14 protein-coding genes are annotated in these 12,125 nt (G+C 60.4%); all 14 read right to left on the reverse strand.

The genetic code is table 11. The features are described 5' to 3' along the window. Positions 1–30: 30 nt before the first annotated feature. Positions 31–1,791, reverse strand: coding sequence for a succinoglycan biosynthesis protein exop (locus ACFPWW_RS23320; RefSeq protein ID WP_377313380.1), 1,761 nt, complete (start codon positions 1,789–1,791; stop codon positions 31–33). Between the two features lie 121 nt (positions 1,792–1,912). Then, positions 1,913–2,761, reverse strand: coding sequence for a WecB/TagA/CpsF family glycosyltransferase (locus tag ACFPWW_RS23325; protein ID WP_112570827.1), 849 nt, complete (start codon positions 2,759–2,761; stop codon positions 1,913–1,915). Between the two features lie 288 nt (positions 2,762–3,049). Continuing rightward, a complete protein-coding gene (locus tag ACFPWW_RS23330; protein WP_377313382.1) occupies positions 3,050–3,592 on the reverse strand; it encodes a hypothetical protein in 543 nt (180 codons plus the stop codon). Then, the gene (locus tag ACFPWW_RS23335; protein ID WP_112570823.1) at positions 3,592–3,957 is read right to left on the reverse strand and encodes a hypothetical protein; all 366 of its coding nucleotides are present in this window, start codon (positions 3,955–3,957) and stop codon (positions 3,592–3,594) included. Before ACFPWW_RS23335 ends, ACFPWW_RS23330 begins: the two co-directional genes overlap by 1 nt. An 11-nt stretch (positions 3,958–3,968) precedes the next feature. Beyond that, on the reverse strand, positions 3,969–4,535 hold the full coding sequence (locus ACFPWW_RS23340; RefSeq protein ID WP_112570821.1) for a rod-binding protein: 567 nt from the start codon (positions 4,533–4,535) through the stop codon (positions 3,969–3,971). Between the two features lie 34 nt (positions 4,536–4,569). Beyond that, the gene (locus ACFPWW_RS23345) at positions 4,570–4,980 is read right to left on the reverse strand and encodes a hypothetical protein (RefSeq protein ID WP_112570819.1); all 411 of its coding nucleotides are present in this window, start codon (positions 4,978–4,980) and stop codon (positions 4,570–4,572) included. Between the two features lie 6 nt (positions 4,981–4,986). Then, a complete protein-coding gene (gene fliR / locus ACFPWW_RS23350; protein WP_112570817.1) occupies positions 4,987–5,739 on the reverse strand; it encodes a flagellar biosynthetic protein FliR in 753 nt (250 codons plus the stop codon). Next, on the reverse strand, positions 5,736–7,823 hold the full coding sequence (gene flhA / locus ACFPWW_RS23355; protein WP_112570815.1) for a flagellar biosynthesis protein FlhA: 2,088 nt from the start codon (positions 7,821–7,823) through the stop codon (positions 5,736–5,738). The genes fliR and flhA overlap by 4 nt, the downstream gene beginning before the upstream one ends. 118 nt (positions 7,824–7,941) lie before the next feature. Further along, positions 7,942–8,208, reverse strand: coding sequence for a flagellar biosynthesis protein FliQ (fliQ, locus tag ACFPWW_RS23360; protein ID WP_112570812.1), 267 nt, complete (start codon positions 8,206–8,208; stop codon positions 7,942–7,944). Between the two features lie 86 nt (positions 8,209–8,294). Then, positions 8,295–8,789, reverse strand: coding sequence for a flagellar hook assembly protein FlgD (gene flgD, locus ACFPWW_RS23365; protein WP_112570810.1), 495 nt, complete (start codon positions 8,787–8,789; stop codon positions 8,295–8,297). Beyond that, positions 8,780–9,229 carry a flagellar biosynthesis repressor FlbT gene (flbT, locus tag ACFPWW_RS23370; protein ID WP_112570808.1) on the reverse strand — a complete coding sequence of 150 codons (450 nt, stop codon included), beginning with the start codon at positions 9,227–9,229 and terminating at the stop codon, positions 8,780–8,782. The genes flgD and flbT overlap by 10 nt, the downstream gene beginning before the upstream one ends. Continuing rightward, on the reverse strand, positions 9,226–9,573 hold the full coding sequence (gene flaF, locus ACFPWW_RS23375; RefSeq protein ID WP_112570806.1) for a flagellar biosynthesis regulator FlaF: 348 nt from the start codon (positions 9,571–9,573) through the stop codon (positions 9,226–9,228). The genes flbT and flaF overlap by 4 nt, the downstream gene beginning before the upstream one ends. A gap of 36 nt (positions 9,574–9,609) precedes the next feature. Next, on the reverse strand, positions 9,610–10,656 hold the full coding sequence (locus ACFPWW_RS23380; protein ID WP_112570804.1) for a flagellar hook-associated family protein: 1,047 nt from the start codon (positions 10,654–10,656) through the stop codon (positions 9,610–9,612). A gap of 3 nt (positions 10,657–10,659) precedes the next feature. Beyond that, positions 10,660–12,114, reverse strand: coding sequence for a flagellar hook-associated protein FlgK (gene flgK, locus ACFPWW_RS23385; protein ID WP_112755009.1), 1,455 nt, complete (start codon positions 12,112–12,114; stop codon positions 10,660–10,662). Between the last annotated feature and the right edge of the window lie 11 nt (positions 12,115–12,125).

The raw sequence follows: 12,125 nt of genomic DNA on the forward strand, positions 1-12,125 counted from the left end.
TGCAAGAGCAATCTGTGGCCCGGCGCTCGTTTACTGCGAGGCCTTGTAGGCGTGAAAGCGGTCGCGCAGGCTGGCGATCTGCGAGCGCAGCGCATCGAGTTCGCCGGCCGCCTGCGGGACCGGCGCCGGCTGCGGAGCCCTCGCCAACGCCGTGGCCTGCGCGTGTTCGGGCTCAGGCGCACGGAAGGGAGCCGGGACCTGCGCCCGTTCGGGCTGCCGGCGGAAGAGGCGCGGCAGGAAAGCAAGGCCGAGGCCCAGCGCCAAACCGGCAAGGCCGCCAAGCAGGGCGTTGAAACCGAGATTGTTGTCGCCGGAAGCCGGCAGAAGTAGAGCGGGCCTCGCGACCGTGACCCTGCCATCGCCGATCGCACCTGTCGTGGAAACCTCCTCTTCCAGGCGCGAGCGGGCGGCAGACGCCTTCTCCCGCAGTTCGGTCAGCCTGGCGAGATCGACGCCGGTATCGCGGCTCTGGGCGATCAGTGCGTTGCGGCGGTCGCTGAGTTGCCTGCGTGCGTCAACGGCAGCCTTGGCCGCCGCATTCGCGTTCTGGGCAAGGCGCGCCAGTTCCTTGCCGATGCTGTCTTTCAGACCGTCGACCTCGGATTGCTGCTGGAGCAGGCGCGGATGACGCGGCCCGAGATCGGCGGAAAGCTGGGCCAAAGCCGTCTTGGCGATGGCATATCGGTCGCGCAGATCCTGCAGGGCGGGCGAGATCATATCCGGAAGGAGCGAGCCTTCCAGCACGTCCGCGAGCTTGGCGGCTTTCAGCTTGTCGGCCTGGGCCTTGGCGGCCAGGATATTCTCATCGGCTGTCTTCAGGTCGGCATCGAGCCCGGCGATCTGGTGCTGCAACTGGGTCGCGACCTTGACGTTGCCCTCGCCGTTCTTCTGGCTGAAGGCCGCAAGGTCTGCCTGGGCCTGGTCATTTTCCCTCTTCAGGGCAGCGGCCGTCTCGGCCGCCTTGCCGGTGGCGCCGCCGCCGGTCACGGCGTCCGACAGGCGTGTGGCGATGCGCGTCGATTTGTTGCCGTCGCCAGTCGTCACCATCAGGCGGATCGTGCCCGCCCGATCGTCGGGAACAACCGCCACGGCAGACTTCAGCGCCGCCTCCGCCCGCGATGCCGGATCGGCGGCCGCACCGCTGCCGGAGAGAAGATCGAAGGCCACGCCAAGCGCATTGGCGTTGTTGCCGGCAAATTCCGGATCGCGGTCGAGCTTCAGGGACGCAACCGCAGAGGCGATGACCGGTGCCGAAGAGAGCCTTTTGGCCGTATCTCCGACGAGCACGGCCCGATTGCCCGCGCCTGCATCCACGACAAGCGTCGTTTCTGCCGTATAGAGCGCCGGCGAGACCGGCATGAGAATGGGGACGACAGCGCCGCCGGACGAGAGGGCCGCCACGACAGCAGCGCTTCCGACCCAGTTCGGGCGCCGTCCTTTGCGCGGAACCGTCGCAACGGACGCTTTCTCGACGGAAGCGACGTGGTGGACCTCAGCCAATTGCGGCCTTGGTGCCGGCACGGGACGAGCCGGTTCAGGCGCGGAGGCGATATCGTTTGCAGCCTGAAGACGCGAACCAAGGATGGTTTCGATCCGGTCCACCAGCGGTTCGGTCTGCCGTGCCTTCGCACGCTGTTCGTCGAGCAGCCGGCCTATGGCGCGCAGAAGTTCGGCTTCGGAAGGACGGATCTCCGGCGGGGGGAAGCTGTTTTCGGCATGCCTTTGCCGCTGGCCGCGGGGAGAAGCGGTTGCGCGATCATGAAAACTGTTCTTCGCCCTGGAATCGTGCATTGGCGTCACATCTCACGCGCATGATGGCCGAGTTCGCTCAACCGCGGCGACGCGGATGATTAAGCTACTCTAAATATACATGGCAAAGAAATGGTTAACCGGAGCCTGCAAAAATCCGTAATCAGCCGGCTTTCTTGATCTGCTCGATTCTCTTCTGTTCGCCCGAGGCGTGTATCCGTTCATCCGGCTGACCGAGAATGCGCGCACGCCGGCTGAAACGATACTGGAGAACCCGGAAAAGGAAGACCGGAATACCGATAATATAGCGCCGCCACAGGCGCGCCGGTTCCTGCACCAGACGATAGGCCCATTCCAGACGCATCATGCGCACCGTTTTCGGCGCGCGGGGGACGGCGCCCGAAACGAAATCGAAGAGCGCGCCGACCGTCAGCACGAGCCTTGCATGATCGGCGCGGATATTCTGGTGAACCCATTTTTCCTGCAGCGGCGTGCCCATGCCGACAATCAGGATATCGAGTTTCTGGCGCTCCACCTCGGCGATCACGGGTTCGGGATTGGCCTTGTCGAAGAAGCCGTCGGAGATGACGACAAATTCATGCCAGGGCGCGTGCCTGGAAAAGTTCTCAGCCGCCTTCTCGACGACCGGCCGCGCGCCGCCGATCAGGCCGATACGGCGCGGTGTCTCCATGAAGGTCAGGAGGGCCGGCACGAAATCGGTGCCGTTCAGGTTGGCAGGAAACGGCGAACCATGCGTGACCTGCGATGCGATATTGAGGCCGATGCCGTCAGGCAGCACGAGGTTGTGTGACATCAACTGATAATATTCGTCGTCGCGCAGCGCCGTCAGCATGTTGTGGGCGTTGACGAAGCAAACCACGGTCTGCCCGACGGGAATGGAAGCCAGTTCGTTGATGAAGACCAGCGCATCATCCCAGCCGAGATCGCAGACCGGCAGATCGAAGATCGTCCGCCGCGATGCAAGCACCGCGAAGTTTGCAATCAAATTCATTCCAACCTCCTGCCGAAGGTGCGTCATGCGCCCGACATCCCGGAAAACGAACCCATCTTTCCGCAGCCGGGGTCCCGCAGGACCGGCAGCGTCCAGCCCGAGCGGCCTCCGCCACCCCTGCGGCGACGTCCTCCCAAGCCAGTGCCGTGTTTGTATCAGCTCGGCTTCAAACAACCCTTAGGAAAGAAGCTTGGATTTTCATGCGCACCTAAGCGGTTCATTAACCAAGGCGAGAACGCAAAAACGGCGCCTTTCGGCACCGTTCTTTAACCGGGTGGTCGGAAGCCGTCAGTGTCCGGAGGACGGAGCGGGCGTTTCGCTCGCAGGCGCGGTCTCGACAATCTTGACCGGCGCGCCGACTTTCGCCGGCTTGCCGCCCGAGGTTTCCTTCACGTCTTCCTTGGAGAGATAGTCGAGCTGCTCCAGCATGACTTCGGCGACATAGTCGCCGCCGAGACGCTCGTTCATGCCCTTCTTGATTTCCTCGCGGAAAGCGGCGGGATCGAAGGCCTTGATATTGGTGACATCGACCATCTTGTTGCCGACGAGCAGGCTGAAAAGTTCGTCCGTCGTCATCTCCGTGAGCGGCAGGTTGAGCCCCTCGATCAAATCCTTGTGCATCATGAAAGAGATGCGGCCGAGGAAATAGCCGTTGACCGCACCATTGCCGATGACAGGCACGGTGATCGTCTCGCCCTTCACCAGCTCAAGCGCGCTCTGCTTGGTATCGGCCACAACCGGCGCCGGCGCGGTCGCCATGTTCACCGAGAAATAAACCGATGCCAGCGTAACCGCGCAGACCCAGACACCTGTGAGGACGAGCTTGATCATCAGGCATCCCGCGCGACAAACTGTTCCTGGGAATAGGTGCCGTCGGCATCGGCATCCTGCACGGCGTTCTTCAGAAGATCGGCAACGGCGCGAACCGCCTCCAGATGCGCTTCGACGCGACGCGCGTTCAGCGTGAGCTTCTTCTTCAGACCGTGAAGCTGGTCGAGATGCGAAGCGGCGAGTTCGGCCGGGTCGGTATCGCGGAAGAGCATCGAGAGTTCGTACAGGCACCGGCTCTTATGCGCGTTCGAGACCTTGAGATCGAACTGCGGATCGCTGCCGATCCGGTTGTTCTCATTGTCGATTATCATTTCGAGGCGTCCGAGAACGGATTTGATCCTGTATTCGTTCGAAACTATTTCCATCTTATCCTCGATTATGCGTCGCGTGTTGCGGACTTATTGTCGGCAGTCGGGGTGCCGAAGGTCTTGCGCTGAAATTCGTCGATCATGCTGAGTGCGGTCTTACGGTCGTCTTCATCAGTGGAGGCGTTGACGATCTTGCCTTCCTGGCGGCGCAGCTGTTCGGAATACATCTGCTTGGCAATGCCGATGCCGTCGCCCTTGGCCATGACGTTGCCGAGCTGCTCGGCCATCATGCCCTTCCAGATGTCACCGGTCGCGCCCTTGCCGAAGACGTTTTCGGCATCGCTCGGCAGCATGGATTTCACGAAATTCTGCAGAACCATGGCCTCGAACTTCCGGTAGGTTTCCGGCACTTCCTCAGGCTTCTCGCGGTTCTGGATATTGTGCACGCCGCTCTTCTGCTTGAGATGGTCGAGAATATCGACCGCCGACGAAAAGCCGTTGCCGTTTTCGGCCAGGCTGGTTGCGGCAAAGGCCGCCCGGTTGGCCTTCAGCTTTTCCTGGGCAGCCTGAACCTCCATGGGGTCGGCCGCCTTGACGACGTCCATCACCAGATCGCTGGGGGGTGAAATAGCCACGTTACAATCCTCTAATGTAAGATCGTGGCGATTATTATTTTTGAAGCTTGCTGGAGGCTGGCGTTGCGAACTGCTGATCGATGACGTCATAGACGGCGTTGTCATCCGCCTCGCGACGCTCGGCCTGAAGGGCTTCGAGCATGCTTTCTTCCAGCCGGTCGCCCTTGGCGCGCTCACGCGTCAGGCGCATTTCGTGCACCTGCTGCATGCCCGTCAGCTGCTGGTCCTTGATGGTCAGCCTGCCGAATCGGTCGGCATAGCTCTGCGAAAAGGCGCGATGGACCGGGTCCAGCGAGCCGAGCGCAAGAATGGCGACATCCATGGCCGCATTGACTTCCGCGCGCTGGCGGGCGGTTTCCGCCAGGTCGTACTCCGCCATCTTCTCAAGATGACGCTGTACCGCGACCAGGCGCTTGAGCTTGTCGGACCGTTTCTTCTCGATCATCGCCCCTCACCTTCCCACGAATATGCCGGCAAATGACTGGCCGAACTGGCTGATCAGCGCAGCGATCGAGAAATAGAGCAGGAAGAGGCCGCCCATCAGCAGATAGGGCGTGGAGATGAAGTAGACCGGTATCTGCGGCGCGAGCTTGTTGATGAAGCCGATCGAAATGTTGAAGATCAGCCCGTAGATCAGATAGGGGCTCGAAAGCCGCAGCATGATGTAGGTCGTCTGCTCCAGCGTATCGGTGAAGGTGATGAGCGTGGCGCGCAACTGCAGCAAGCCGCCGAAAGGCATGGTCGTGTAGGAATCGATCAGCGCGCGGAAGACGATGTGATGGAAGTCCATGATGAAGAGGACCATCAGGCCGGTCATCGTGATGAAGGCGGTCAGGCTGATTTCGGCCGAATCTTCGACGATATCGGTCGTGCTCGGCTGCGTATAGCCGACCATCATCGACACGATCGAGGCCGCAAACTGCAGGCCGAGCGTATAGAGGCGGGCCAGCATGCCGTACATGACGCCGATCAGCGATTCGCTGAAAATCAGGCCGATATAGGTGCCAGAACTGGTGTGAACGGACGGGTAGACCGTATCCCAGAGCACCGGCAGCACGGCAAGCGAAAGCGCGCCTGCGATGAAGACGCGCAATTGCTCCGGCACGCGGGCGGAGGAAAAACCCGGAAGGGTCAGCACGCAGCCGCCGATCCGGCAGAAAACCAGAAACAGCGCCAGAACTGTCCCTTGGGGGTCTGAAATCATGAAATCGAGCCCAGAATCTTGATTTCGATGCCCTTGGCCAGTTCCACATGCGAGAGAACGGGAAGCGTTGCGAAGAGTCGCTCGATGATCATGCGGACATAGGAGCGCGTTTCCGGTGAGGTGACAAGGGCGAAAGGCAGGCCCCTGTCCATGAATTCACGGATAACTTTCGTCGCCTGTTCGCTGAACTCTTCGAGCGTGCGCGGATCGATGTCGAATTCGACGACTTCGCCCTTGGCATCGCGCTTGAGGGCCTGATGGAAGGCCAGATCCCATTTGCTGCCAAGCCGCAGCACGCGCAGCACGCCGTTGTCGGCAAGGTCGCCGCAAAGCTGCTGGGCCATGCGGATGCGCACATGCTCGACGATCTGTTCCGTCTTGCGGACATGCGGGGCGAGTTCGGCGACCGCTTCCAGGATGAGGTGCAGGTTGCGGATCGAGACGCGCTCGGCGAGAAGCAGTTTCAGCACCGCCTGCAGGCCCGAATAGGACATGTGCGACGAGCAGATTTCGTCGGCAAGCTTCTTGTATTCGGGATCGAGACGATCGATCAGGATCTTCACGTCCTTATAGGAGAGAAGCTGCGGCAGGTTGTTCCTGATGACCTCGCTCATATGGGTCAGCACGACGGAGACGTTGTCGATCGGCTGGAAGCCTTCGCGCTTGAGGTCGTCGGCGAAGTTTTCGAGGATCGAAACCGCCGGCATGCCGAAAGCGGGCTCGCGGATTTCGTCGCCCGGAATGCTCGGCTTGCGGCCGGCGCCGGTGACGACGAGAACTTCGCCGACACGCAGCAGGTTCGAGGCGACGGTCGTGCCGTGGATGCGGATCTGGTAGGACTTTTCGGGAATGCCGATATCGTCCGTCACCTTGATTTCCGGCACGACGAAACCGTACTGGGTGGCAAACTTCTTGCGCATCTTGCCGACGCGGAAGGCGAGTTCCTGATGGGCGCCGAGCAGGCGGGTCGAGACCATCTTGCCAAGCGCAAGCTCGATTTCCGACGTGCGCAGAACCGATTTGACCGAGTCCTTCTCGAGTTCCTTGTTCTGGACGACCTTCTTTTCCTCCGCCTCGCGGCGGATCTTGTTTTCAGCCTCGATCTGGCGCGGGATGAACCAGGCGCCGAAGGCGAGAAGGCTGCCGAGGAAGACGAAGGGCAGCGTCGGCAGGCCCGGCATCAGGCCGAGCACGAACATCAGCACGGCCGAAACGGAGAGCGCGCGCGGATAACCGCTGAGCTGGTTGACGACCGCCTGATCGGTGGAACCGACGGTGCCGCCGCGGGAGACGAGAAGGCCGGCGGCGAGCGAGACGATGAGGGCCGGCATCTGCGAGACGAGGCCGTCGCCGACCGACAGCTTGACGAAAACATCGGCCGCTTCGCCGATCGGCATGCCGTGACGGAAATAACCGATGATGATGCCGCCGAAGACGTTGATGGCGGTAATCAGAAGACCGGCAACCGCGTCACCGCGAACGAATTTCGAGGCACCGTCCATCGCACCGAAGAAGGAGCTTTCTTCCTCCAGCTCCTTGCGGCGGCGCTGGGCTTCCTTCTCGTCGATGATGCCGGCCGAAAGGTCGGCGTCGATCGACATCTGCTTGCCGGGGATGGCGTCCAGGGTGAAACGCGCGCCGACTTCCGCGATACGCGTCGCACCCTTGGTGATGACGATGAAATTGATGGTGATGAGGATCAGGAAGACGATCAGACCGATGACGAAGTCGCCGGACATGACGAGGCTTGCGAAGCCCGCAATCACGCCGCCGGCCGCGTCGTGCCCCTCGTTGCCATGCGAAAGGATGACGCGTGTCGTGGCGATGTTCAGCGCCAGTCGCGTCATCGTCGCGATCAGAAGGATGGTCGGGAAGGACGAGAAATCGAGCGGCTTCTGGATCCACAGCGCGACCATGAGGATCAGCACCGAGAAGGCGATCGAGAATGCCAGGCCCATGTCGATCAGGAACGGCGGGATCGGCAGGAAGAGGATACAGATGATACCGACGATGCCCAAGGCAAAGCCGATGTCACGCATGCTGGGAGCGACTTTCGGAAGGGGTAGTGCAGGTGGTTGCGCCATAACGATTCCGTCTCTTCATGAGAGGAGGCGGACATCACAGTCCGCCCAGTTCGGATCGACAGTTAAATGGCGAAGCTTGCGCGAAGAATGCTTCGACCCAACCAGGAAAGGCTCCCGCTCAGAAACCGGACTGGATGCGCGAGAAGACCAGATTGGTGAAGATGGAAATCTGGGAGCCCACGAAGGGGGCGGATATGCCGATCGTGACCAGAACAGCAACGATCTTGGGCACGAAGGTAAGCGTGGCTTCCTGCACCTGCGTCAGCGCCTGGATGAGCGCGATCACGAGACCGACGACCATTGCCGCAATGACGGCGGGACCCGCGGCAACGAGAACAGTCCAGATCGCAGCCTGGAACAGGTCGAGTGCATCAGCTTCATTCATCGTCAGGCAACCTCATATCGCCTTGAAAGCAGACAGCCCGGCTTAGCCGGACTGATATTTTGCGGCATCATCCGAAGGCAATGATGTCAGACGCCATCCGTTTCGTCGGTGCCGCTGTCGTCACCGGTTTCGTCCGAACCGCTATCGTCGCCCGAACCGTTGGTCGGGGCCGAATCGGCCAGCGAGATGCCCGGCTGGATCAGAATCTTACCGCCATCGTCGAGCGTTGCAATGAGGCCGTCCGAATAAACCTTGACGGATTCGACGATACCCTTGGTACTGCCGTCGGCGCTTTCCATGTACTTGCCGATATAGCTGCTTGCCTGGGTCAGGCTGGAGCTCGTCAGCAGCGTGTCGAGCTTCTGGTTCGTCTGGATGGTCTGCTCGACCTGCGAGAAGCTCGCGAGCTGCGACATCTGCTCGCTGGCATCCATCGGATCGGTCGGATCCTGGTTTTGCATCTGCGCGACGAGCAGCTGCAGGAAGTTGTCGTAGTTCAGCGTCGCCTTCTGCTGGGCGGCGCTGGAGGAGCCATACGTGCTGCTGCCGGCACCGACTGCCTGAGTTCCGTCTACCGCCATGGTGCGATCTCCCTGCGAATCTGCTCAACCATGGTCGGCGGCAGCTCGTGATTGTTGAGAATACTGTCTTCGATCGGATAGAGAGCCCGGATCGCCTTCAGCGCATCGAAGGCGCGGCCGGTCGAGACGAGTGCGTCGATCCGCTTCAGCTCGGCGAGGATTTCCTCGTTCTTGAAGCAGGTGAGCAGCATCGTGATCGACTTGCGGAACATCGCGGTGGAATGTTCCTTGCCCTCGGGATTGATGAGGATCATCTGGGCGATGAAGTAGAGCTGGCGCAGCGGCGTCGTCGCACCTTCCGGCTGCAGCACGTGGTTTTCGAGAAGGAACGTCACATCATTCAGGAATTCCAGCGCGACCTTGCGGTCGACACGCAGGACGGCGCCGTTGATGAAGATTCTTTCCCCGGCTTTCAGAGAAATGCGAAGTGTACTTTTCATTTAAGTCCATCCCTGATGATGGTGGTAACGTCGATAATGCCCTGGTAGTTATTCGACTGACGTTTTCTAATTCTGTCGCATTCCTTCAATATCCAGATCGCGATCGAGATGAGGTTGGCCCTGAGCTCGACTTCCAACTGGTTGTCGGGATGTTTCAAATCCTCGATGAAGCTGATCCACACCCTTCGCGTATAGAAGAGAGCTTCAATAGCCTCCCGGCTGTACTTCTCCTTGTCGCGCGCCGCCGAAAGCAGTTCGATCGAACGTTCGAGAACCTGCCATTCCCGCTCTTTCGCGTCGGCAACCGAGTCTTGCATGACCTCGGCATAAGAGAACTGATACATTCATGCATCCTTCTTTATATTGCGCGCCTTTGATCATCAAAGGTAGTTCACGAGGCTCAGCTGCTGGATCTTCGATACGATCGTGTAAGCGGTTTCGAGCTGTGTTTCCAAAGTCTTGACGAGCGTCGAGGCCTCGTAGGGATCGACGCCCTGGATATCGACGAGCTTGGTCTGCATGATGTTGGCCTGAGCGTCGAGGGCGTCATTCGCCTTCTCCACGCGCTCCTGCGACAGGCCGAGCTGGCTCGCCTGGGTCACGATCCCGGTGGTCGCGCGGGTCGTGTAGGTGATCGCCATGGACGAGACCTTGCTCATCGCATCCGTGCTAAGGTTCTGACCGAAGAGCGCAGAGGTCATGACCGTTGCGAGAGCGAAGTAACGCATGCCTTCGGAATTGGCGCTGGTCGAGGATTCGACAACTTCCGAATTGCTGATACGGCTCGTCATGTTCTGGCTGGATGCCTTGGACCAGCCGGTCGTCGGATCGGTCCAGGCCGCTTCGCTGAACATCGGCTCGACCTCGGTTTCGATGAAGGTCTTCATCTCGTCGCCGGTGATCTCGTTCACCGGCTTGCCGAGCGTCAGCGCGTAGGCGTTCAGCCTGTTGGTAATTTCAGTCGTCGTCGCAGCCGTCTTATCCGTCAGCGGCTGAATATCCGTGTTGATGCCGGCGAAGAGATATTCGCCGTTCACCATGGAATTCGACGTATCCATCATGGTCGAGAGCGCACTGGTCGCCGACTGGATGGCAACCGTGACGCTGCCCGGATCATGACTGCTCTGCAGCGCGGTCAGCTTGGACAGGAAACTGTCGCCGGCCTTCTTCATCTTGTCGAGACCGGTCTGCGCCGATTCCATGCGGGCATCGACGAGAGCGTTGCTCAGCTTGATCGATTTGATCCGGTCGACTTCACGTGTAAAATCAATGCTTTTGGCCGCGTAACCACCAAGCGACACACCAATGTCGGCATAGACGCCTGTCGTCGCCTCCATCGTCGCCTTCGTCATCTGGTTCTGCGCCTGGCGGATCGTCAGCCGCATGGCGTTCTGGATGGCCGAACTTGAAATAAATGAGCTTTTCATGGCTTAACTCGCAATATCCAGCAATGCTTTCAACATCTCGTCGACGGCGTTCAAAATCTTGGTCGCCGCCTTGTAGGACTGCTCTATATCGAGAAGAAGCGTCAGTTCCTCGTCGAGGTTGACGCCGGTTTCATTGGAATAAGCTTCATCGGTTCGCGCCGCGGCAGCCTGGGTGTTTTCCGCTGCCGTGGTCGCATCGCTGCGGTTCTGCTCGAGCCAGCCGATGGAATTGGTGGCAAAGGTCAGAATGCTGATGTTCGAGTCGAGGCCAGTCGATGCGTCGAACGGGATGCCGGAATCCATCGCCGTGTAGAGGCGGTCGAGTTCTGCGGTATAACCGCTCGAACCGTCCGGGTTCGCCGCCGTACTCGAGGCGTTTATGTTGCCGTCACGCAGCCGCATGGGATCGCCGCCCTTGGAGGTGACGACACGGTCATTGACCGCGATCGTTCCCGCAATGCCGTTGATCAGCGTTCCGGCCGGCGGGACCCCCCCTGCGACTCCGGTCGTCGGGTCTGTCCAGACGAAGAGGCCGGGATTGCCGTCCTCCTGGTAAAGATTGACAAGACCGCGGGCGACCTCGTCGAGCTGGCTCTGGAACTTCGGCGCAATATCGTCGCGGATCTGCAGGAGCGAGGCCAGGCTGCCCTGCGCGTTGGTCGAGGCGCCCGAACCCGTATTGACGGCAACGCCGTCGATATAGACCTTGTTGCCGACCGTGCCCGCGGCATAGGACTGCGTCGGCTCGAAACTCACCGCGCGCGGGATCGTCTCGAACAGGGTCGTGCCATCGGCCGTATAGAGCACCATGTCGTTGTTATCGCGCGTCACCGTCGACACGCCAACGATCTGGTTGATCTGCTTGAGGACCTTTTCGCGCTCGTCGAGAGCGCTCGACGGGTCCTCGTTGCCGGCCGTCGCCTTCTTGACGGCATTGTTGGCCGTTTCGAACTGCTTGAGCAGGCTGTTCAGCGAATCGACCTGGTTCTTGATCTGCTTGTCGGCGTCGGCGCGCTGCTCCTGCACCGCCTTGGAGGCATTGTTCAGCGAGGTTACGACGTCCTGCGCCGCCGTGATCGCGCCCTGGGCAGCGATCAGATCGCCAGGGGTGGCGCGGAAAGTGCCGAGCTTGTCGCGGAAGGTGCGCAGAGCCACTTCCGGCGACGTTTCGTTGTCATTGCCGCCCATGATCGACTTCAGGTCCTCAAGGCCGCCCAGCAGGGTCTGCTGTGCGCTGTCCTTCGAGGACGCCTTGAGATACTGTTTCAGCAGCGCATCTTCCTGCGCGCGGCTGATCTTGACCACCTGGGCGCCACCCAGCGAGGTGGTGAGCATCGCCTGCCGGCGCACATAGTCCTTGTTGCCGGCATTCGAGATATTGTTCGATACGATGCTGCTCTGCGCGCCCGTATTGTTGAATATGCTCTGCGCGGTATTAAGTGCCGAAGTGAGCGACATGGCTTACCCGT

This window comes from Rhizobium sp. GCM10022189 (genome assembly GCF_042656325.1).
In the GTDB taxonomy this organism is placed as follows: Bacteria; Pseudomonadota; Alphaproteobacteria; order Rhizobiales; family Rhizobiaceae; genus Rhizobium.

Excerpts from the sequence above, each read along its gene's own strand:
- ACFPWW_RS23345 (WP_112570819.1), bottom strand. The coding sequence starts at position 4,980 with ATGATCGAGAAGAAACGGTCCGACAAGCTCAAGCGCCTGGTCGCGGTA.
- ACFPWW_RS23335 (WP_112570823.1), bottom strand. The coding sequence starts at position 3,957 with ATGGAAATAGTTTCGAACGAATACAGGATCAAATCCGTTCTCGGACGC.
- ACFPWW_RS23330 (WP_377313382.1), bottom strand. The coding sequence starts at position 3,592 with ATGATCAAGCTCGTCCTCACAGGTGTCTGGGTCTGCGCGGTTACGCTG.
- flgK (WP_112755009.1), bottom strand. The coding sequence starts at position 12,114 with ATGTCGCTCACTTCGGCACTTAATACCGCGCAGAGCATATTCAACAAT.
- ACFPWW_RS23380 (WP_112570804.1), bottom strand. The coding sequence starts at position 10,656 with ATGAAAAGCTCATTTATTTCAAGTTCGGCCATCCAGAACGCCATGCGG.
- ACFPWW_RS23320 (WP_377313380.1), bottom strand. The coding sequence starts at position 1,791 with ATGCACGATTCCAGGGCGAAGAACAGTTTTCATGATCGCGCAACCGCT.
- flaF (WP_112570806.1), bottom strand. The coding sequence starts at position 9,573 with ATGTATCAGTTCTCTTATGCCGAGGTCATGCAAGACTCGGTTGCCGAC.
- flhA (WP_112570815.1), bottom strand. The coding sequence starts at position 7,823 with ATGGCGCAACCACCTGCACTACCCCTTCCGAAAGTCGCTCCCAGCATG.
- ACFPWW_RS23325 (WP_112570827.1), bottom strand. The coding sequence starts at position 2,761 with ATGAATTTGATTGCAAACTTCGCGGTGCTTGCATCGCGGCGGACGATC.
- fliQ (WP_112570812.1), bottom strand. The coding sequence starts at position 8,208 with ATGAATGAAGCTGATGCACTCGACCTGTTCCAGGCTGCGATCTGGACT.
- fliR (WP_112570817.1), bottom strand. The coding sequence starts at position 5,739 with ATGATTTCAGACCCCCAAGGGACAGTTCTGGCGCTGTTTCTGGTTTTC.
- flbT (WP_112570808.1), bottom strand. The coding sequence starts at position 9,229 with ATGAAAAGTACACTTCGCATTTCTCTGAAAGCCGGGGAAAGAATCTTC.
- flgD (WP_112570810.1), bottom strand. The coding sequence starts at position 8,789 with ATGGCGGTAGACGGAACTCAGGCAGTCGGTGCCGGCAGCAGCACGTAT.